The organism is Bacillus sp. SB49, from assembly GCF_000469135.2.
In the GTDB taxonomy this organism is placed as follows: domain Bacteria; phylum Bacillota; class Bacilli; order Bacillales; family Halobacillaceae; genus Halobacillus.
Map to the genome: position 1 here is coordinate 2,670,751 of NZ_CP048117.1, position 19,761 is coordinate 2,690,511.

Here is a 19,761-nt window from a genome sequence, read left to right on the forward strand (position 1 = left end):
GCATCTCGCCCCTTGACAAACCCCTCTTTATTTACCAAAAACGCCTTTTAAAACGAATGCAACATTGGCTGGACGCTCTGCAAGTCTGCGCATGAAGTACCCATACCAATCATTTCCATACGGCACATAAACTCTCACCTTGTATCCCTCTTTGACAAGCTCTTCCTGACGGTCCACGCGGATTCCATAAAGCATCTGAAATTCAAAGCGATCGTTTGGTATATTCTTTTCCGCTACCAGCTGTTTCGTATAATCAATGATCGCATCATCGTGACTCGCTACAGCCGTATAGTTTCCATTCATGAGATGTATACGGATGATATTCTTTAAATTTTCGTCTACGTCTTTCTTTTCAGGGAAAGCGACTTTTGCTGATTCTTTATAGGCTCCCTTCACAAGGCGAAGGTTCGGACTATAAGCATTCAGCGCTTTTATATCCTCCTCGGTACGGTACAAATAAGACTGCAGAACAGTACCAATATGATCATAATCCTCTCTCAGCTTTTTGAAAATCTCAAGCGTCTTCTCACACCGCTCGAAGTCCTCCATATCAATAGTTACAAATACATCTTTTTCTTCAGCCACATCCAATATCCGGCGCATATTATCCATAACCAGATCATCGGCTATATCCATCCCCATGGAAGTAAGCTTCAGGGATAGTTGGGAATCAAGCTTGTTATCAGCAATTGCACGGATCGCTTCCATGCACTCTTCCGCTGCTGCTACAGCTTCCGATCTGCTGTCGATAAACTCCCCCAAGTGATCGATTGTGACGGACATTCCCTTGTCATTCAGTTCCTTGATCGTTTGAACAGCTGCTTCAATGGTTTCTCCGGCAACAAATCTTCCAGCTCCGAAGCGAAGTCCGTATCGTTTTGCCAGCTTTGTAAAGAACCGGTTTTTGGATAGAAATAAAAAGAAATTCTTAAGGATCTTTTCCATGCCATTACCCCCTGCCAGCAAAAATATCAAAATATTTATATATTTCCGTCTTGTAATCGCTAGCAATTATATTTTATCACTTACACAGAAAAAAAGGGATAAAAAGAACCTTCATTTCGACAACGTCATCCTTATATTCCCATAAAAACCCACCCTAAATAGAACTATTATTTCCGGTCATACTAAACAAAACAGCCAAAGGAGGATGATGTAGATGCAACAGCAGCAACAGAATCAATCCATTCAACAGGCGCAGCCGATGACGCAGGTACCTGATATTGTCTCTACGAAGGATCAGCTGTATTTAGCGGACATGCTTTCCTGGAATTTAAACGCAAGTAAGAAAGCACACTTCTTCGCCCAAAATTGTCAGACACCTGAAGTTCAGGCTGCCCTTGAAGCTGCAGGTCAAATGCACCAACGACATTACGATAAATTATTAAACCATCTGAATGCCCCTAAACAAAACTTGAACTAAGGAGGACCAAGATGAACCAGTCTCAAAAGATTCAAAACCCGGAAACAAATGTCCCAAAGACGCCGCAGATGAATGAAAGAGATTTCCTGAACGATCAATTAACCACCGAAAAGTATATGACTTCTTCTTATAATGTCGCTTTGAACGAAGCAAGCAATCAAAACCTTTATCAGGACTTAGCTACGATTTTCAAAGAGACACAGGACTGCCAGCGCAACTTGTATAACCTGATGTTTCAAAATGGCTGGTATGCTGTCGAACAGGCGGAACAACAAAAAGTTCAGCAGACCTATCAACAGTTCAATGGATACAAAAATCAACTTCCTTACAATGTACAGTAAATGAGAAAGCCCGGCGGTATAACGCCGGGCTTTCTTTATCCTACTGCTTCATATCCTTGCGCTCTCACAGCTTCTTTCATCAGTCCTTTTGAAACATATGCTTCGTCGTAAGCGATATGAACTTTTCCACTCTCAAGAAGCACCTCGACACCGTGCACCCCCTCTAACGTCTGAAGAGCGTCTTTTACCGATTCCCTGCACTTCTCACAAGACATTCCATTCACTTCCAAAGTCAATTCCATGAAAACTCCTCCTTCACTTTCTCTATGCTGGTCCATTCCACAAGGAAGGAAAAATATAACATAAAAAAAGCATTCCTATCTTAGGAACGCTCATTTCACACAGTATTTTTGTACAGCTTGCTGCAGGGAGTTCATATATTTGATACTCGAAGGGAAGTGCTGCATCTGAAAACTTTGTGCCTGGACAGGCTGCATCCCTATAATCATAACTTCTGCCCCCATATAAAGAAGGGATATCATGATGTTCTTCAGTAGACCCGCGCCCTCCAGCTCCATTTCTCCAACAGCTGTAAAATCAAACAAAACACGATCGATATCAGACTTTTGCGCAGCCTTTAATATAGACGTTTCCACCGAATACATTTTCTCTGCGGTGATATCTCCGAATAACGGCACTAGTGCGGTGTCCGCTGTAAGGCGGATGAAAGGGGCTGACAATTGGTTGCTGTTTTCAATAGCATCTTCTAACTTTTCTTTCTCTTCCAACAGCTCGAAGTTGGTATCGTTTAAACGTGACCGGAGCTGATCCAGTGTTTTGGTCACCTTGGACAACTGTTCATCTTTCGTCAGAATAAGTACTTCCGCATACATGTCATTCTCCCATTTCACATGCATGTCACATGTTTGCGGATTCCCTTGACCATCCTCCGGCTTTAAGTGGACTTCCAAGGATAATTTCTGAACTTCCGGAGTTACCCAGTTCTTCACCTTTGGTACACTTGCCTCATCTAATAATTCAAGCAGGTTTTCCTGTCTCCCAAAAGCCTGTTCCGCTTCTTTGGAATACGATTGGACGAAGTAGTTTTTATTAATAATGAAATAAGGGAGTGGGAATGTACGTTCAACTTGTTTCATTTATTGCTTCATCCCTTCCCTCTTTAAACCATTGGTTCAAGTGATTCAAGTCTTTGATTACCATAGACTGATCCGACTCCAGCTGGCTCAGGTCATATTTGCCGGCCATCCGTCCACCGATCATAATAAATGGTTTCCAATCCAACATAGTGAAATGGTTGACCAGATCCTTAATGGCTGGCAGACGATAAGACAAGGCTGCAGATATACCGATTACATCCGGGCGATACTTTTCTATTTGGACTAGAGCGTGCTGCAGAGACAAATTCGGCCCAAGATACCGGACACGCCAACCATGTTCCTTAAACGTCTCAGCGACCATTTTCAAACCTATGTAATGATGTTCTTCTTCCACACCAAATAACAGGGCTTTATATTTCTTATTTCTATATTTCTTATCGGTCTTCTTTTCCTGTTCCAATTTAGATAAGACGAAATCACAAATAGCCGTTGCCAAATGTTCATCCGCAACAGATATTTCATTTCGCTCCCATAGTTCACCGATATAGTACATAGCGGGTGTCAAAATGTCTTCATACAAATATGCCCGGGGGTGTTCCTCTAACAATTGCCTTATATATTGCAACGCTCCCTCTTCATCTCCATCAAGGAAATAATGGGCCAGTCGCTCATGATGCAGTTCCAAACTGTTCACCTCTCCGTAAGGATATCCAAATGCTGTAAAGCCTGCTGCAAATATTCTATATAGTGCTCTTTCTGCTCCTTATCATCTACTTCCATTGCTTCAAGGAGCCGTATCAGTCTCTCAAAATTATCTATGATCAACGCTGTAGGGACCTGTCTGGATGTGAGGACGTTATTTAACCAGGAGGTATAGTCAAGGAAGAAATGGACACTATCCATTTCATACGCTGCTTGGAGGTGATCCAAATGATGATGGTTGTCCTCTTCTGTTCTTTCCCGGCCGTTCTGGCCGAACTTCTCCCACAAATAAGGATAAGCTTCATAAATTTCATCGGTAACTTTTCGAGCAAGCCGGTTCTGCTCTTCCGGATTCATGTCGCAACCACCTCATATTTCGTGACTTTAGGTACAATCCCCTGCAGTTCTTCGTCCGGGTATTTCTTCTCCAGCTCGTGGATTTTTCTGAACTGCTCGCTGCGCACCCATTCCAAATATGCCGCTTTTGATTCCCATTCCATGTGTACCGTTAACTCACCAGGCTTGCGGTCATTCTGAAGGAGTTGAAAAGACAAAAATCCTTCCGCTTCATCTACAAGCCTCGAGCGCTTTCGGTATATATTAATTAAATCTTCCGCCTTATGTTCTGGAACTACAACCATGGAATCCACTACATACATTTAAAAATTCCCCATTCTCAATTATTTTCTCTGAATAATATTTTATCATATTGATTTTACCTATGTATAATGTAAAGATTTACTTCCACCTTTGCCCTTAAATCCCCTGCTTTCTTCATCACAAGCAAAAAAAAGTGCCTGGGTTCAACCAGGCACTTTTACTATTCAGGATGGAACGACTTCTTTAATGACATGCGTCTCTTCATGATCAAGAAGATTCTTGTTTACCATATCATCGGCCGATTTGTTCATATTGTCCTGCAGATCTTTCAATTCTTCTTTATGGCCGACTAAATACAATCGTTCCCATTCATAATCTTTTGCGAGTTTATCAAGCTTGGGTGCTACACTCTTATACCATCGGTAGCGATTTGCTTCAAACCGCTCCTGGAACTCATCCTTCTTGGATGATTTCGCTCCGCCTTTACCCATGGAAGGCTGAGCCTGGTGCGGCCCCTGGTGCTGGCGCCAATCTTCCGTATCGAGATCCAGTTCAAACAGCTGGGTATCTTTCAACATTCCAAGCTCTGCATCGATTAATTTGATCTGATTCTTTTGAGTCAAAACGATTCCTGTTTTCGGGAATTTATCCTTCATTTCCTTCAACTGTTCCAGACGCGGCGTTTCCTCCCAATAGAACTCTGTCTTTACGGGCATTTGAAAGCGTTCAGCGAACCATATCGTATCATCACCTGTAGCGAAAAGAACGACGCTTTTTGCGAAATTTTGTTCGTTTTCCTCGATAAATTGTTGGACTTTCTCTTTGACCGCCCAAAAATTCCTTTTCTCATCAGAATCCCCGTCTTCCTGAAGATAGGATTCGAAGTTGTTCAGACCGTTCTTAAGATGGATCTTCCACTCTCCACCTTGCTGCTCGGGATCGGAAGGATCGGTGTTTAAGTACATCGTAAAAACTTTTTCCGGTTTTTCTAAATGAATAGCTTCTAATTTTTTTAGTTCTTTATTCAAATTCATGCAAAAGACCCCTTTCGATATGTTTATTTGAGCTTATGGTACGTATGTTTCCAAATTAAAAAGGGGTTAAACTTCATTTGAAATACTTCATAAAAAAACGGACATCCGAGGATGTCCGTTTCCAATTTATTTCTGTCGATGTGCTCTGCGGTCGGCGGCCTTGCTTCGTTCTTGAGCAATTTTATCTTCCCGATCCGCTAGTTCCTCTGAGAACTCAACATCAATATTAGGATGTTTTTCGTTCTTAGGAGTTTGAGGTAATTTATATTTCTGTTTCCCTTTACCTTTTCGGTGATCGTCTCTACCCATGACTAACCCCTCCTTAAATTAGGAACAATGTTAGTATGAGCCCGGGGCGACGGATTTATTCGATTCCTTTAAAAATCAAGAAGATCGAAGGAGCTGTTTCCTTTTCGCCGGTTTCACCCTTGTAATCGAGAAAATAGCCGTTCCAAGGGCAATAAGTACGAACACACCACCGACAGAGGCATTATAAATGACCGAGGTCTGCTCAATAACTACACTCCCCACGGAAGAACCGAAAGCAATTCCGAAATGAAGGGCGGAGTTGTTCAGGCTTTGCTGAATATCTGACGTTTCCGGAGCGGTAGAAACGAGATAGTTTTGCTGAGCAGGAGTAACGGCCCAACTGAGTGCGCTCCAAATGACAAGCACGATAAGGAAAAGCGGCAAGGAAAATGTGACGTGTGGAATGACGAAAAGAGCCACAGCAAATAGAGCAATGATTCCAATGATGCTTTTCTCAGGTCCGAACTTGTCGGATAAATATCCTCCTACTCCGCCTCCCAGGACGGCAGCTACACCGAATACGAAATATACGATACTGACCCAAGTACCGTTCATGCCAAGCTCCGATTTCAAGAATGGTGTCAAATACGCATACAAAGTTAAATGTCCGCTCAAAAACAGAAAAGAAGTGAATTGGGCGGTCCATATTTTATTGTCTTTCAAAGTACGGATCTGATCTTTCAGAGAAATGATCGGCTTCGGCGCTATCGTACCTAAGGATACCGCGACCGCCACCATTGATAATAATGTGAGAACACTGATCAACAGGAACGGTGCCCTCCAACCGAATGCATTCCCAATCGTAAGGCCGATGGGTACGCCCAATACAAGCGAACCGCTGATTCCCATGAAAATTGTTCCGATCGCCCTTCCTCTATAGGCAGGTTCTGAAATGGAAGAGGCGATGGTAATAGCCAGTACAACCAACAGGGAGCCGCTTGCAGCCGTTACGATCCGCGACAACATCAATATCGTATAGTTTGGACTCCAAAAGGCGATCAAGTTCCCCAGGAAGAAAATGAATAATGTAACGATCATCAGCTTCTTCCGTTCCATATTGGCAGTCACAGTCAACAAGATCGGTGAAGCGACAGCGAATACTATAGAAAACAAGGAAATGAGCAAACCGGCTCTTCCGACTGACACCTGTAAATCAGCCGCAACAAGATCCAGAATTCCTCCGATAATTAATTCAACCGTTCCTACTACGAAGGCAACAATTGTCAGCAAGTAAATTTTTTTGTTCATAGTTTCGACCCTCTCATTTTAGTTACCACTATGATGGTAACTAAAACGAGAGACAATTACAATAGGTCATGTTTACGTTAGTCGGATGTTCGGTGTATCATTTATGTAACAGCAAAATAAAGGAGACATTCATGCTACAGAAATTCGGTTTCACCCAATATGAAAGCAATGTATTTGAAGTATTAACATCCAGCCGTGAACCACTTGATGCAACGAGCATTGTAAAGTATTCACAAGTTCCTAAGTCCAAAGTGTACGAAGTCCTTCAACGCCTTCAAGAGAAAGGCCTAATCCTCACATCGTTCCACGGAAAAAGAAAATTATATACAGCACTTGCTCTTGAAACGACCATTGAAAAGCTGACGTCAGACTTCGAAGCTAACTTGGAAGAATTGAAAACGAAGGAGTACACGCTCCCTGTCTCCGATGAGCGCGTTTGGACAATGGAAAATGAACAATCCATTACAGCGCTTTTGAAGGCATGTATTGATCGAGCCACTAACAGCATTCTTCTTACGGGCTGGAATGATGAATTGGCCTCTTTGGTCACAGATTTAGAGCGGAAAGCGGAGCAAGGCGTAATGGTGGAGCTTCTTTCTATAGGGGACCTTGATGCACCCATGTTCCAATCGCATATTCTGCACCCGAACGAGACGCACGAAGCATTAGAACGGCACAAGCTTGTCATTATTGACGGCGAGGAGATGGTGTTCGCCGGTTCCGAATCGGGAGTATCTCAAGGGATACACACGCTTTCCAAGCCACTGGTCAAATTTTTCACGGAATATTTTTACCACGATGTCGCCCTGGCAGAAATCACCGAAAAATATAAAGACATCTTGATGGAAGATGAAGAGGTCAAAAATATTTTGATGAAGCTTCGATATTAAGTACTTCATCCCCGTTCATAAAGTAAAACCGCACACCCGTTGGGATGTGCGGTTTTTTGTGATCCTTTTATCCATTAAATCGGCAACAATCTCCTGCGATATAGGCGAATGATGCACTCGATAAAGAACCTGGGCAGCTTTTTAGGCATGTAAGGCTTCACATAATACGTCTCATACGCTTTCTTCAAATCACGCCAATGCGGGCAGTCCTGCTCCTGTTTAAAGCGGACGACATCGATGACTTTCACTTTCCCCGATGATGTGAGCAGCATGTTTTTTAAATGAATATCAGAAGGGTTCAGACCTAAGCTGCAGGCGAACAGAAGCGCTTCTTCCACCTGCTTGACCATCTCTGCAGTGATGGGTACACCGCTCACAAGACAGTCATAAAAGGTCATTCCTTCCAGATATTCCATAACGAGATACCCTTTTCCCTGAGAAATAAAAAGAGGAAACATCTCACTGTTATTTAAACTTTCATAAACCTCCGCTTCCACTTCTGCAAGTTCAGCGAACTCCGGATAAAAAACTTTGACAGCTGTATTAGAATCCTGAACATGGAATACGGCAGCACTTCTTCCCTGCCCAACACACCGGAATCCTTCCGGTATATTTGTGATCCTGCCATTTTCAAAGACAACTTCTCTCACTTTATCCTCTATCTTCATCACAAGGAATCACCTCTATGAAAAAGCATCTTTATTACCTCCATTATACCAAAATGAAGAATAAAACATGTTACTTTTACTCAAAACTATTTGACATTGATAATCATTATCAATTATATTGAATATAACTTCTCGAAGGGAGACCTAATTATGGAAGGCACATTGTTTGTTTATAAACCTTTTCGTTACGAGAAAGGAAATACTGACTGTTCCTGTCACGAAATTATCCGGTTCCAGCACGGTGATCTGTTACATATTGCCGGGGACCCGTTCTATGTTGATTCATTAGGATGGTACATCGCCGTTCAGAAGAACGATTCTTCTCCTTTCTATATGGCCGCACATTTTATTGATGATTTATACGAGAAACAAGCGTTATATACGAAGATGGACCTGACACTCGCTATGAACTACCACAAATATAAAGTGAATGAAGCGCTGGACAGGAAAGAGAAAGAAGTATTCCTGCAACATTCCAAAGCTTTCGACCGTTTCAAAGCTCTGCACCCGGAATTCACACCAGTGCTGAAGGAGTGATAGAGTGGCGCGTATCTTGATCTGTTATGCAAGTATGTCTGGAAATACGGAAGAAATTGCGGACATCATCCATTCCCATCTTAAAAATGACTATGAAGTGATTATGAAGGAAATTGAAGAAACCGAAATTACCGAACTCCGTGATTTTGATTGTGTATTAATCGGTTCCTACACTTGGAACGACGGGGATCTACCATATGAGGTGGAGGATTTTTATGAGGAGTTGTCAGAGAATGACCTGAGAGAGGTGCACGGAGCAGTCTTCGGTTCCGGTGACAGGATCTATCCACAGTTCTGTGAAGCCGTTCACTTGCTGCAGGCACAGTTGAAAGCAAACGGAGCAGCCATTATTCAAGACGGCCTGGAAATCGAAATGACTCCCGACTCGGAAGAAGATGTCAACAAATGCAAGGTATTTGCAGAACGCGTCTCTCACTATCTCATGAAAGTCGGCGTATAACAAAAACGGAAGAGGTCCGCACCTCTTCCGTTCGCTGTTTTATTTTTATTCTTCTGTATTCTTATGCTGAAGCTCCATTTGTGCCCGGCGGATCATCTCTTTAACCATTCCTCCACCTATTCTCCCGCCTATACGACCGGCATCTTTTGTAGACAAATCACCGTTCCCTTTTTCTCTCAAAGGAATACCCAATTCTTCCGCCACTTCAAACTTCGCTCGGTCTGCGGTGCTGCTTCTTGTTACTTCTTTCTTCAGTTGATCCAGTCCAGCTCTCGCTTCTGGAACTAATATCCGCTTTCTGTTTGGCATATTCTCACCTGTGATTCTTTCCGCGGATTTTCTCTCCATGGTGGCTGATTAAATGACCTTGATCATCGACTTGGTCTATTTCCGCTTCTATCGTGCCTTCCGTCAACGTATCGGAAACCTGCTCCTCTGTCACAGCCAAACCGCTGCTGTCTTCTTCCTGTGAAGGACGTTCTTTTCTCTTGTTTGTCATCCCTTTTCCCTCCTTGTTTTCCATAGCTTCCGCTAAAAGTTCAGAAAACATTCCATGGTTCCTCCCCCTGATTTCTCCTCTTATAAAAATTCTGCAAACCCTCATACTAATTACGGAGGTGTATAGAAATGAGTAACAAAAGTAACGCTCACAAAGGAGTCCGAAAAAAGACCGTGAACCCTCAAGGCATGTCAGAGGATGCAGCAGATCAACGTCCTGACTCCCAACTGGAACAAAAAGCGAAAAAAGCAAATACAAAACGATAAAAAGCTGACCCTTACAGGTCAGCTTTCTTCAGGAAGAAACTTCGAAACAAGTTCCTGGGAGTTTTCATCATCGTAAAGCGCGTAGATGGATTGTGACAATCGAATCGGATCCCCGAAAAAGAAACGCTCGTAAAGCGTCTGTCTTGCTCCAAAGCTGCTCATTGTCATATCCCACGCCAGACGGAATAACGCGACGCGTTCCTTCCCTTTTACGTCCACACCCTGTAAATAATGGTTTAAACGTTCGCCTGTTTCAGAAAGGAATTCTTTCTCCTTTGGAATCGACATTAGACCGCTTGCTCCCAACAACTGCACAATTTCAGAGAACCTGGGATAGAATTCCTGAAAGTTGTTGATCGCTACGTACAACGGCTGGCGGGAAGGAACCATGATACCCGTAGCATCTACTTCTGCTTCCTGTTCCGACAGCAGCAGGAGCGCCTTCTGTGTCTGTACTCCTTTTACAATTTCCACTACTTTGCTCTGCACGTGCTGGTATTCTTCGATGTTGATTGTATCAACAATCCGCTGAGCAATGCCAAGCATGAATTCTGATTTCACCACCTGCCTCGAAACAATTTGGTGCAAGGTAAACGGTACAAACTTTCCTTTCACGTACATCTGGGTCGCAGCTCTTAGATTGTCATGAAAGAAAACACGCTCCCATGGTACGATGACGTCGTCGAACAAAACGATGGTATCCATTTCTGCATATTTGGAAGAGAGCGGGTAATCGAAGGCAGAACCTTCGCTGGTAAAGGATTCCCTGCATATGAACGTCAGTCCCTTTGTGTCACTAGGTATAGAAAAACCATAGGCGTGAGAATTATCCACGGCGCCGGGAGCAGAGAAAACAATCAATTCATCTGTCATCCCGCCCTGTGTAGCCAACAGCTTCGCTCCTTTCATTACTAATCCTGCTTCCGTACGGTCCACAATTCTGGCATTCGTGACATCTTCTTCAAGGAAAGCAAGTTTTCCTCTGTTGCTCTGAGGATTCACAAACGTATGAGTGAATGATAAATCGTTCTCCCGAGCATATTCATAAAAACGAAGCAGACGTTCCGGATAACAGTTTTCTTCTCCGTCCAGAAGATCGACCGAAGCGGCGAAGGCTGCAAGCACAGTGTTCATATAATCAGGGCTTCTGCCCAATACGCCACCGGTGTGCCTCGCCCAATGCTGGACCATCGTCCGCCTTCTCTCCAAATCCCCCCGCGATTTCGGTATTAAATAGGAAAGTCCGATCGCATTTCCCGAAGTTTCTGATGTATAGGTTAATGTATCCTTCCAATCAGGATGGTGTTGTAAATCGTATAGTTCGGACTGCGTTTGGATGACGCCCCGGAAAGCCGGATGTTCCGAAATCTTACCTTTCAAGCGTCCGCCTTCCATCCGTACGTCCGTCTTCATAGCATCCAACCGCCGTTTATACTCCTCGCCTGTTATTACCGGCATGATATCACTCCATGTCTTTGCACAGATTAAATATGTTGATACCCTACCATATTAAATAAACGAGGAGATGTGCCTATGTAAATAAGAAAGAACACAAACATCTGCTTAACCAAGCAGATGTTTGTGTTTCATACTCACCTTTTCGCTATCGGCTCTTCTGTGAATTGCTCTGCCTCTGTGGAACCTTTCCAAGCGGTTGTCGAAGAAGTGCCTCCTGTTATTACCTGAGCGACTTCATCAAAATAGCCGGTTCCCACCTCCCGCTGATGCCTTGTAGCAGAATAACCGTGAACTTCACTGGCGAATTCCGCCTGCTGCAGTTCAGAATAAGCCGCCATTCCTCGATCTTTATATTGCCTGGCAAGCTCGAACATTCCATGATTTAAAGAATGGAAACCGGCAAGGGTAACAAACTGGAACTTATACCCCATTTCGCCAAGCTGTTCTTGAAAGTGTTCTATCGTCTCGTCTTTCAGCTTTTTCTTCCAATTAAACGAAGGAGAGCAGTTATAAGCAAGCAGCTTTCCGGGATACTGCTCATGAATCGCATTCGCAAACCTTCGCGCTTCCTCCAAGTTCGGTTCCGATGTTTCGCACCAGATCAAGTCCGCGTAAGGAGCATAAGCAAGCCCCCTGGCAATGGCCTGGTCAATACCTGCTTTTGTTTTAAAGAATCCTTCCGGCGTCCGTTCTCCTGTCAGGAAGGCTGCGTCTTCTCCGTCGATATCGCTGGTAATCAACTCTGCTGCATTCGCATCCGTTCGAGCAATAATGATGGTTGGGACCCCCATCACGTCCGCGGCAAGCCTTGCAGAGATAAGGTTTTTCACAGCCGTCTGCGTCGGTAAGAGCACCTTTCCACCGAGATGACCACATTTTTTCTCGGAAGAAAGCTGATCTTCAAAATGGACAGCCGATGCTCCCGCTTCAATCATGCCTTTCATTAGCTCAAAAACGTTCAGCTGCCCTCCAAATCCCGCTTCCGCATCAGCGACAATCGGAGCAAACCAATCAATAGAGTTATCTCCCTCCATATGGTGGATCTGATCAGCCCGTTGAAGCGCCTGATTGATTCTCTTCACCACTTGCGGAACGCTGTTCGCAGGATACAGGCTTTGATCCGGATACATATGCCCGGAAAGATTTGCGTCCGCTGCTACCTGCCATCCACTAAGATAGATCGCTTTTAAACCTGCTTTTACCTGCTGCATAGCTTGATTTCCTGTCAAGGCTCCAAGAGCATGAACATATCCATCTTCCTTTAACATCCCCCAAAGCTTATCAGCACCTCTTGCTGCAAGGGTATGTTGAATATCCAAGGACCCGCGCAGTTTGATAACCTCTTCTGCTGTATACGGTCTATTGACACCCTTCCACCTATCCTCATTTTCCCATGTCCGCTGCAAACGCTCCGCTCTTTCCTTCATAACCTCTCATCCCCCTTATAATTTTTCATAAGCTTTCCAAGTCAGAAACTCTTCCAGTTCCTCCTGCTCTGCCCACTCATCAAACAAATCCCCGGCTTCTTCAAACCGCCCTTTCTTAAATACATCTTCGCCCACTTCCCTGCGAATCGTATTCATTTCTTCCTCTTTCAGAGAATGATACAACGCAAGTGTTATCTTACGTCCATCCATAAGCACTCCTCTTGGATGACGAATCCACTGCCATACTTGAGCTCTCGAAATTTCTGCCGTAGCGGCATCTTCCATCAAGTGGTGAATTGGTGCCGCACCTCGCCCTGACAGCCAGGAAGCAACATATTGAATGCCTGTATTTATATTGAGCCGGAGCCCACCTTCGGATATATCGCCTACAGGTTCTTCCAACAACTGTTCTCTTGTGATCGACTTCCATTCATCCTGCCTGTCGATTTGATTATTGGAAGGCATATATTTGTTAAAAACATCCATGGCAGTCTGTACCATGCCCGGGTGGGCGACCCACGTCCCGTCGTGACCATCCTTCACCTCTCGCTCCTTATCCTTCCTGACTTTTTCAAAGGCAAGTGCGTTTAGGTTTGCATCATCTCTCACGGGTATTTGGGCAGCCATCCCTCCCATAGCATGAATCTTTCTTCTATGACAGGTTTGAATAGTCAGTTGGGAATAAGCCCGCATAAATGGCACGGTCATTGTAATAGTCGACCGATCCGGGAGGACAACATCCCGGCTTTTCATCTTCTTCAAGTAGCTGAAAATATAATCCCAGCGCCCACAGTTGAGACCTGCTGAATGTTCTTTCAGCTCATAGAGAATTTCATCCATTTCAAATGCTGCCATGATCGTTTCAATCAGCACCGTCGCTTTCACTGTCCCACGGCTTATGCCAAGGAATTCCTGCGTAAATAGAAATACATCGTTCCATAATCTTGCCTCCAGGTGACTTTCAAGTTTCGGCAAATAAAAATAAGGGCCGGACCCGTCTTGGATGAGCTTCCTTGCATTGTGATACATGTAGAGACCAAAATCTACGAAGCTTGCCGCCATCGGTGCCCCGTTATACAACAGATGCTTTTCATCCAAATGAAGGCCGCGCGGTCGGACCATGAGAACGGCCGGATGTTCATGGAGCTGGTAAACTTTACCCGATTCGTTCGTAAATCGTATATCCCGATTCACCGCGTCCATTAAGTTGATCTGCCCGTTTATCGTGTTTGACCAAGTCGGAGAATGGGCATCTTCGAAGTCGGCCATGAAAACTTTTGCTCCTGAATTCAATCCGTTAATGATCATTTTTCTGTCTACGGGCCCTGTCATCTCCACACGACGATCCTCTAAATCCTTCGGGACCGGACTTACTCTCCAATCAGATCTTCTTATGGATTCGGTCTCTTCAAGAAAGTCAGGAAGCTCTCCTTTCTCCAGAAGAGCCTCCCTTTCCCTCCTCTTTTGAAGCAATTCCTGTCGTCTGTCATTAAAACGTTCATGGAGCTGTTGTAAAAATTGCACAGCACCATCGGAAAGGACTACTTCAAAACGCTCCTCCATGATCCCTGTACAGGATATTCCCGACAATTCTATTTCCATCCTTCTCCCCCTCAACTGTAATAAAACATTAAATTAATTTTACGATTGTTATATAACAGAAAGTGCATGCTATTCCTCTTTCTTAGAAAGGCAGCGATCACATTCCATCATATAAGTATAGATATGTCCTTCCACGTTACTACCACACTGCGGACAAAGGGTACCGGTTTGTTTCTTCTGCTTATTCATTATAATTCCTCCTCTTTTATAACAGATTGTATTTTGTTTATCTGTTATGTAACAGTTTATATTCGGTTGATGGATTATGCAACCCTTTTTTTGAAGAAATTTCTATTTAGGCATTTCCACACAAAAAAGCGATCCCTTAAAAGGGACCGCTCAATCAGATAAATGTCGGACGCAGTTGAAGGTGTGGCACAGCCAGTTTCCGTCTCGCCACTCCAGTTCGGTCAATGATGTATTATCCAGATTCCCTTCCACACCTTCCACTTCTTCTGCTTTCAACCAGTTCCCAATCCAACCTCCGTGTGTGACGACGATCACCCGTTTTCCTTTTGACTTATTTAATAGAGCGGCCATAAAGTCTTGCGTACGCTCCATGATCTTATCCGGCTTCTCTATTCCAAGGTCGATCCCTCGCCATTCTTTCCCCCAGCGGGCCACCCGCTCTTCTTCCGTCGTTCCTTCGATTTGACCGCCGTCCACTTCTTTAAGCCTTTCATCGGTATAAAAAACGGGGGCACCGACGCTGTCCTGAATAATTTCGGCAGTTTCCACTGCCCGTAATAACGGACTGGCACATAGAACATCCCATTTCTCCCCTTTGAGTCGGGCGGCAAGCATCCGTGCCTGGGCTTTCCCTTCTTCATCCAATGGGATATCCGCCGACCCTTGTGCCCTCTTTTCTTTATTCCATGAGGTAACACCGTGTCTAATTAGTAATACCTTCAATTGGACTGCTCCTCTCTGTAAATAAAATAAGGGATCGTCTGAACAACGATCCCTTGTCTAGGTTTATTCCAAATCTAAATCTGTTACCGCACCTTTTGCAGAAGAAGAGACGAGACGGGCGTACTTGGCAAGAACCCCGGATGTATGCTTGGGCTCCGGTTTCATCCACCCCTGTCTGCGACGTTCGAACTCTTCTTCGCTGAGATCGACATTGATCTGCTGCGTGTCACTGTCAATGGTGATGATGTCACCGTCCTGCAGAAGACCGATCGGGCCACCTACATATGCTTCCGGAGCCACGTGTCCGATGACGAACCCGTGGGATCCTCCGGAAAAGCGTCCATCTGTCATTAAAGCGACTTTCCCATTTAAACCTTTCCCGACAATCATCGCTGTAATAGACAGCATTTCCGGCATTCCAGGTCCGCCCTTTGGTCCTACATTGCGAATTACGATCACATCTCCGGCTTTTACTTCATCATTAACGATAGCTTCTGTCGTTGCGTCCTCTCCGTCAAAGACACGGGCAGGCCCTTCAAAGCGGCTGATCTTCTGACCGGACATTTTTGCAACAGCGCCTTCCGGTGCCAGATTCCCCTTCATGACAACCAATGGGCCTTTAGGTTTAATCGGTTTATCAAACGGTACGATGACCTGCTGGCCTTCTTTCAAAGAAGGAACCTCCGCAAGGTTCTCTGCCACCGTTTTACCTGTTACTGTCAGACAATCCCCATGAAGCAGCCCTTCTTCAAGAAGAAGCTTCATAACTGCAGGTACGCCACCCGCCTCGTAAAGGTCCTGCATGACGTATTTACCGCTCGGCTTCATATCAGCAATGTGAGGAACTTCCTGTCTGACCCGCTCAAAGTCATCCAGCGTCAAGTCGACACCGGCTGAATGGGCAATGGCCAGCAGGTGAAGAAACGCATTGGTGGATCCCCCAAGAGCCATAACGACGGTAATAGCGTTCTCAAACGCTTCTTTTGTCATAATGTCTCGAGGATAGATATCTTTCTCCAACAGTTCAATGACCAATTCTCCAGCCTGTTTACATTCTGATTCTTTATAGTCATTCACTGCAGGCGTAGAAGAAGAACCTGGAATACTCATTCCAAGAGCTTCCACGGCTGAAGCCATAGTATTAGCTGTGTACATACCTCCACATGCACCGGCGCCTGGACAGGCATGACACTCTACTTTGTGCAGCTCTTCCTCTCCGATTGTTCCTTCGTGATATTGGCCGACTGCTTCGAAAGAGGAGACGATATCGATGTCTTCACCATTCAATTTACCCGGCTGTATGGTTCCTCCGTATACATAGACGGAAGGAATATTCATTCTACCAATGGAAATAAGACACCCCGGAGTCGTCTTGTCACAACCGCCTATGGCAACGATACCGTCTAGACGCTCGGCATTCGTTACGGTTTCAATGGAATCTGCGATCACTTCACGACTTGGAAGGGAGTAGAACATTCCCTCATGTCCCATAGCAATACCATCTGCAACGGTAATCGTATTGAATATCATCGGTGCGCCTCCGTTATCGCGCGCCCCGTCCTTGGCTTCCCGTGCCAATTTATCTATATGTACGTTACACGGAGTCACTTCACTCCAAGTACTGGCAATACCGATCATCGGCTTTTTGAAATCTTCGTCTGTAAATCCGACTGCACGCAGCATCGAGCGGTTTGGAACTCTGTTTACACCTTCACTGATGACTTTACTCTTTATCCGTAAATCTTTTTTTGTCTTCTCCAATGCTGACACCCTTTCCATCCTGGCTTATGAATTTCTTGTCGATTTTTCTTATGAAAACAACTTACCATGATGATACTAACAAGAGCATGAAATGGCAATGACTTTTCAGAAAATAAGGAACTTTCAGCATTGGTTAAGCGCTTTCTTCTTCCGAAAAAAATGAAAAAAAAGCCTGCTGTCAAAAGCAGGCCTTCTCAACATTACAAACTCGCAGGTTCGAACGTCTTACAATCTGTTTCTTTGCTGTCACTGGCTTTCTTTCCAGAGTGGCTGACGACAAAAATTTCATCTGCACCACAGGCTTTGCCGTCCCGGTTGTGTACACAGTTGCGTACTTCGCATCTGACATCAAGGGCCATCTTACACACCTCCCTTACAGACATAGATTGCCTTGTGTGCACACGCCTATTCGTGCCAAATACGCCCAAACAAATTCCTACCCAACTACTACGGTCATTTATGTTAGAATAAATATCGTGATTATATCGCTTATTGAACGTTTCCTTATCGCCCTTCATAAACTGGTAGGAGAATAAGTGCGCTTTGGAACGAATGGTTTGGAAGGAATACATCTCAAATAGGAATGGTGTTTTTTTATGAATAAAAAGGAAAAGCTGTACCATAAACTTTTGGATCTCGTGAAAGAAGACAATGTAAAAGTCGACGAGATGCTCAAAGATCATCTATATACGAAGCTTGGAGGGAAGGCGGACTTCTTTATCACTCCGACGACTTTCGAGGAAGTGCAGCACGTCGTCCGGTTGTCCAACGAGGAGGATATTCCCCTGACACTCCTGGGTAATGGATCTAATTTAATTATTAAAGACGGCGGCATTCGCGGCATTGTAATCAACTTGAAGCATCTGGACAACATTTCTTCTGAAGGCGGCGTTCTTGTCGCACAGAGTGGAGCACGAATCATTGATGCCTCCCGCTTCGCTTTGGAGGAGAAATTGTCCGGTTTAGAATTCGCCTGCGGCATTCCAGGTACCGTCGGAGGAGCCTTGTATATGAATGCAGGAGCCTATGGCGGGGAGGTCAAGGATGTGCTTGACTACGCCTACGTTGTTGACAAAGAAGGAAACCTCGTGAAACGACTCGCTTCCGAGCTGGACCTTGATTACAGGACCAGCAATATTGCTGCAAACGGGGACATCGTAGTAGAAGCGACGTTCCACTTAAAACCTGCGTCCTACGAAGAAATCAAAGAAGTCATGGACGACCTGACTTACAAGCGTGAATCGAAGCAGCCGTTGGAATACCCTTCGTGCGGAAGTGTATTCAAACGTCCGCCTGGATATTTCGCAGGAAAGCTGATTCAGGACAGCGACCTTCAAGGTACGAACATCGGTGGAGCGGAAGTTTCCAAGAAACATGCCGGTTTTATCGTCAATAAAGATAATGCATCCACCTCCGATTATATCTCCCTCATCGAGCACGTACAGAAAACAGTGAAGCAGAAGTTCGGCGTGGAATTGGAAAGGGAAGTACGGATTATCGGAGAAGATAAAGAATAAAAAAAGAAGGCTGTGCAGCTGCACAGCCTTTTTTCTATTATTTCCACACCGCTACAAGTTTTCCATTAACGTGTCTCTCAGACAGCCTTTCCAGTGCAGCCGGAACTTCTTCCATGGCAACAGTATCCTTCAGCATTGGAGAGAGTTTCTTATCGGCAACGAATCGGAGCATAGCATCTCCCATCATACCGAGATCTTTTCTTGCTTCCCGACCAGCTTTATGATTGGCAGCCAATGCCACTTCATGATAAGAAACGACACTGGTGAACGGCTTAACCTTTGTGAAATCAGGTGCACCCGCTATATAAACGATATGCCCCATATAGGCAATGGAATCAAGAGAGGCCGTTGCATTATCCCGGCTGACCGTATCAATAACCGCATCCACCCCTCGTCCCTCTGTCCATTCCATAATCTTGGTATGAACATCTTCCTGACGATAATCAATGACTCCATCAGCCCCTAAAGAACGGACATATTCATGGTTGTGTTCCGATGCTGTCGTATAAACGGTCTTGCCTGCCATTTTGGCCAGTTGAACAGCGAATCCACCTACTCCTCCAGCCCCGGCGTGAATCAAGAGAGAATTCACACGATCTAAAGGAAGCTTCCGATGGACAGCCTGGTAAGCCGTATATCCAGCGGTAGGAAGAGCAGCCGCTTCAGCAAAAGACACTCCCGACGGAATGCGGGACAGAATATCCGCATCTGCTACATCAAATTCCGAGTATCCTCCGCTCGTGCGCAGATCCCCGTGATAGACGACCGGGTCTCCAACTTTCCATCCTTGTACATCCTCTCCGACCCCGGCAATCGTACCCGCAACGTCCAACCCGAGAATATGAGGATAACTCCATGCCGGGTTGCCGTTCGTACCTGTTTTATAGTCCACTGGATTCAGTCCTACCGCCTGTACCTCCACCAGTACTTCTCCATTGCCAGGATCCGGGGTAATCACTTCTTCTATCTGCATCTCACGCCATTTATTTTTATTCTTAAGAACCAATGCTTTCATGATGACACTCCTTTATTTAACATTCACACTTTCA

Annotated in this window: 26 protein-coding genes; 7 read left to right on the forward strand and 19 right to left on the reverse strand. The window is 44.8% G+C overall.

Features of this window, described 5'->3' with window-relative positions:
- Positions 1-27: 27 nt before the first annotated feature.
- Positions 28-945 carry a proline dehydrogenase family protein gene (locus M662_RS14040; RefSeq protein WP_026578257.1) on the reverse strand — a complete coding sequence of 306 codons (918 nt, stop codon included), beginning with the start codon at positions 943-945 and terminating at the stop codon, positions 28-30.
- 214 nt (positions 946-1,159) lie between these two features.
- On the opposite strand from M662_RS14040, the gene M662_RS14045 reads away from it, so the two are divergent.
- Complete coding sequence (locus M662_RS14045) at positions 1,160-1,423, forward strand: hypothetical protein (RefSeq protein ID WP_008635762.1); 264 nt, start codon at positions 1,160-1,162, stop codon at positions 1,421-1,423.
- A gap of 11 nt (positions 1,424-1,434) precedes the next feature.
- Positions 1,435-1,764, forward strand: coding sequence for a spore coat protein (locus M662_RS14050; RefSeq protein WP_008635763.1), 330 nt, complete (start codon positions 1,435-1,437; stop codon positions 1,762-1,764).
- Positions 1,765-1,799: 35 nt separating this feature from the next.
- Here the strand turns inward: M662_RS14050 and M662_RS14055 are convergent, their stop codons facing one another.
- The 8 genes from M662_RS14055 to M662_RS14090 all read right to left on the reverse strand — a co-directional run bounded on the left by M662_RS14055 (position 1,800) and on the right by M662_RS14090 (position 6,715).
- Positions 1,800-2,006: a cation transporter gene (locus M662_RS14055; RefSeq protein ID WP_008635764.1), complete on the reverse strand. Its 207-nt coding sequence runs from the start codon at positions 2,004-2,006 to the stop codon at positions 1,800-1,802.
- Positions 2,007-2,096: 90 nt separating this feature from the next.
- The gene (locus M662_RS14060; RefSeq protein ID WP_008635765.1) at positions 2,097-2,861 is read right to left on the reverse strand and encodes an STAS domain-containing protein; all 765 of its coding nucleotides are present in this window, start codon (positions 2,859-2,861) and stop codon (positions 2,097-2,099) included.
- Positions 2,848-3,507 (reverse strand): cobalamin B12-binding domain-containing protein, encoded by a 660-nt coding sequence (locus M662_RS14065; protein WP_026578256.1) that lies wholly within the window; start codon positions 3,505-3,507, stop codon positions 2,848-2,850. The genes M662_RS14060 and M662_RS14065 overlap by 14 nt, the downstream gene beginning before the upstream one ends.
- Positions 3,508-3,512: 5 nt before the next feature.
- A complete protein-coding gene (locus tag M662_RS14070; RefSeq protein ID WP_008635771.1) occupies positions 3,513-3,881 on the reverse strand; it encodes a hypothetical protein in 369 nt (122 codons plus the stop codon).
- Positions 3,878-4,183, reverse strand: coding sequence for an antibiotic biosynthesis monooxygenase family protein (locus M662_RS14075; protein WP_008635772.1), 306 nt, complete (start codon positions 4,181-4,183; stop codon positions 3,878-3,880). The genes M662_RS14070 and M662_RS14075 overlap by 4 nt, the downstream gene beginning before the upstream one ends.
- A gap of 165 nt (positions 4,184-4,348) precedes the next feature.
- Positions 4,349-5,158 carry a VLRF1 family aeRF1-type release factor gene (locus tag M662_RS14080; RefSeq protein ID WP_008635773.1) on the reverse strand — a complete coding sequence of 270 codons (810 nt, stop codon included), beginning with the start codon at positions 5,156-5,158 and terminating at the stop codon, positions 4,349-4,351.
- Positions 5,159-5,284: 126 nt separating this feature from the next.
- Complete coding sequence (locus tag M662_RS14085) at positions 5,285-5,467, reverse strand: YfhD family protein (protein ID WP_008635774.1); 183 nt, start codon at positions 5,465-5,467, stop codon at positions 5,285-5,287.
- 75 nt (positions 5,468-5,542) lie between these two features.
- The gene (locus M662_RS14090) at positions 5,543-6,715 is read right to left on the reverse strand and encodes an MFS transporter (protein ID WP_026578255.1); all 1,173 of its coding nucleotides are present in this window, start codon (positions 6,713-6,715) and stop codon (positions 5,543-5,545) included.
- 131 nt (positions 6,716-6,846) lie between these two features.
- On the opposite strand from M662_RS14090, the gene M662_RS14095 reads away from it, so the two are divergent.
- The gene (locus M662_RS14095) at positions 6,847-7,605 is read left to right on the forward strand and encodes a TrmB family transcriptional regulator (protein ID WP_026578254.1); all 759 of its coding nucleotides are present in this window, start codon (positions 6,847-6,849) and stop codon (positions 7,603-7,605) included.
- A gap of 74 nt (positions 7,606-7,679) precedes the next feature.
- On the opposite strand, the gene M662_RS14100 is transcribed toward M662_RS14095, so the two are convergent.
- A complete protein-coding gene (locus M662_RS14100) occupies positions 7,680-8,273 on the reverse strand; it encodes a hypothetical protein (protein ID WP_008635778.1) in 594 nt (197 codons plus the stop codon).
- A gap of 150 nt (positions 8,274-8,423) precedes the next feature.
- Between M662_RS14100 and M662_RS14105 the strand changes: the two genes are divergently transcribed.
- Positions 8,424-8,810, forward strand: coding sequence for a hypothetical protein (locus M662_RS14105; protein WP_008635780.1), 387 nt, complete (start codon positions 8,424-8,426; stop codon positions 8,808-8,810).
- A gap of 4 nt (positions 8,811-8,814) precedes the next feature.
- Positions 8,815-9,270, forward strand: coding sequence for a flavodoxin (locus M662_RS14110; protein WP_026578252.1), 456 nt, complete (start codon positions 8,815-8,817; stop codon positions 9,268-9,270).
- Positions 9,271-9,315: 45 nt separating this feature from the next.
- Here the strand turns inward: M662_RS14110 and M662_RS14115 are convergent, their stop codons facing one another.
- Together M662_RS14115 and M662_RS14120 are read right to left on the reverse strand one after the other, a co-directional pair.
- A complete protein-coding gene (locus M662_RS14115; protein ID WP_026578251.1) occupies positions 9,316-9,579 on the reverse strand; it encodes an alpha/beta-type small acid-soluble spore protein in 264 nt (87 codons plus the stop codon).
- Between the two features lie 4 nt (positions 9,580-9,583).
- Positions 9,584-9,769: a YozQ family protein gene (locus tag M662_RS14120; protein ID WP_235601492.1), complete on the reverse strand. Its 186-nt coding sequence runs from the start codon at positions 9,767-9,769 to the stop codon at positions 9,584-9,586.
- Positions 9,770-9,897: 128 nt separating this feature from the next.
- Between M662_RS14120 and M662_RS19485 the strand changes: the two genes are divergently transcribed.
- The gene (locus M662_RS19485; RefSeq protein WP_201029310.1) at positions 9,898-10,035 is read left to right on the forward strand and encodes a hypothetical protein; all 138 of its coding nucleotides are present in this window, start codon (positions 9,898-9,900) and stop codon (positions 10,033-10,035) included.
- A gap of 18 nt (positions 10,036-10,053) precedes the next feature.
- Here the strand turns inward: M662_RS19485 and hpaB are convergent, their stop codons facing one another.
- The 6 genes from hpaB to M662_RS14150 all read right to left on the reverse strand — a co-directional run bounded on the left by hpaB (position 10,054) and on the right by M662_RS14150 (position 17,554).
- Positions 10,054-11,493, reverse strand: coding sequence for a 4-hydroxyphenylacetate 3-monooxygenase, oxygenase component (gene hpaB / locus M662_RS14125; protein ID WP_008635790.1), 1,440 nt, complete (start codon positions 11,491-11,493; stop codon positions 10,054-10,056).
- A gap of 134 nt (positions 11,494-11,627) precedes the next feature.
- A complete protein-coding gene (gene aceA, locus M662_RS14130) occupies positions 11,628-12,920 on the reverse strand; it encodes an isocitrate lyase (RefSeq protein ID WP_008635792.1) in 1,293 nt (430 codons plus the stop codon).
- Positions 12,921-12,935: 15 nt separating this feature from the next.
- Positions 12,936-14,522, reverse strand: a complete 1,587-nt coding sequence (aceB, locus tag M662_RS14135; RefSeq protein ID WP_026578250.1) for a malate synthase A — start codon at positions 14,520-14,522, stop codon at positions 12,936-12,938.
- Between the two features lie 339 nt (positions 14,523-14,861).
- Positions 14,862-15,434, reverse strand: a complete 573-nt coding sequence (locus M662_RS14140; RefSeq protein ID WP_026578249.1) for a histidine phosphatase family protein — start codon at positions 15,432-15,434, stop codon at positions 14,862-14,864.
- 63 nt (positions 15,435-15,497) lie between these two features.
- Entirely contained in the window at positions 15,498-17,213 is a 1,716-nt protein-coding gene (gene ilvD / locus M662_RS14145; protein WP_035388336.1) for a dihydroxy-acid dehydratase, read from the reverse strand.
- Between the two features lie 182 nt (positions 17,214-17,395).
- Entirely contained in the window at positions 17,396-17,554 is a 159-nt protein-coding gene (locus M662_RS14150) for a DUF1540 domain-containing protein (RefSeq protein ID WP_008635799.1), read from the reverse strand.
- Between the two features lie 237 nt (positions 17,555-17,791).
- On the opposite strand from M662_RS14150, the gene murB reads away from it, so the two are divergent.
- Positions 17,792-18,712 carry a UDP-N-acetylmuramate dehydrogenase gene (murB, locus tag M662_RS14155; protein ID WP_008635800.1) on the forward strand — a complete coding sequence of 307 codons (921 nt, stop codon included), beginning with the start codon at positions 17,792-17,794 and terminating at the stop codon, positions 18,710-18,712.
- A gap of 37 nt (positions 18,713-18,749) precedes the next feature.
- On the opposite strand, the gene M662_RS14160 is transcribed toward murB, so the two are convergent.
- On the reverse strand, positions 18,750-19,727 hold the full coding sequence (locus M662_RS14160) for a zinc-binding dehydrogenase (RefSeq protein ID WP_026578247.1): 978 nt from the start codon (positions 19,725-19,727) through the stop codon (positions 18,750-18,752).
- Between the last annotated feature and the right edge of the window lie 34 nt (positions 19,728-19,761).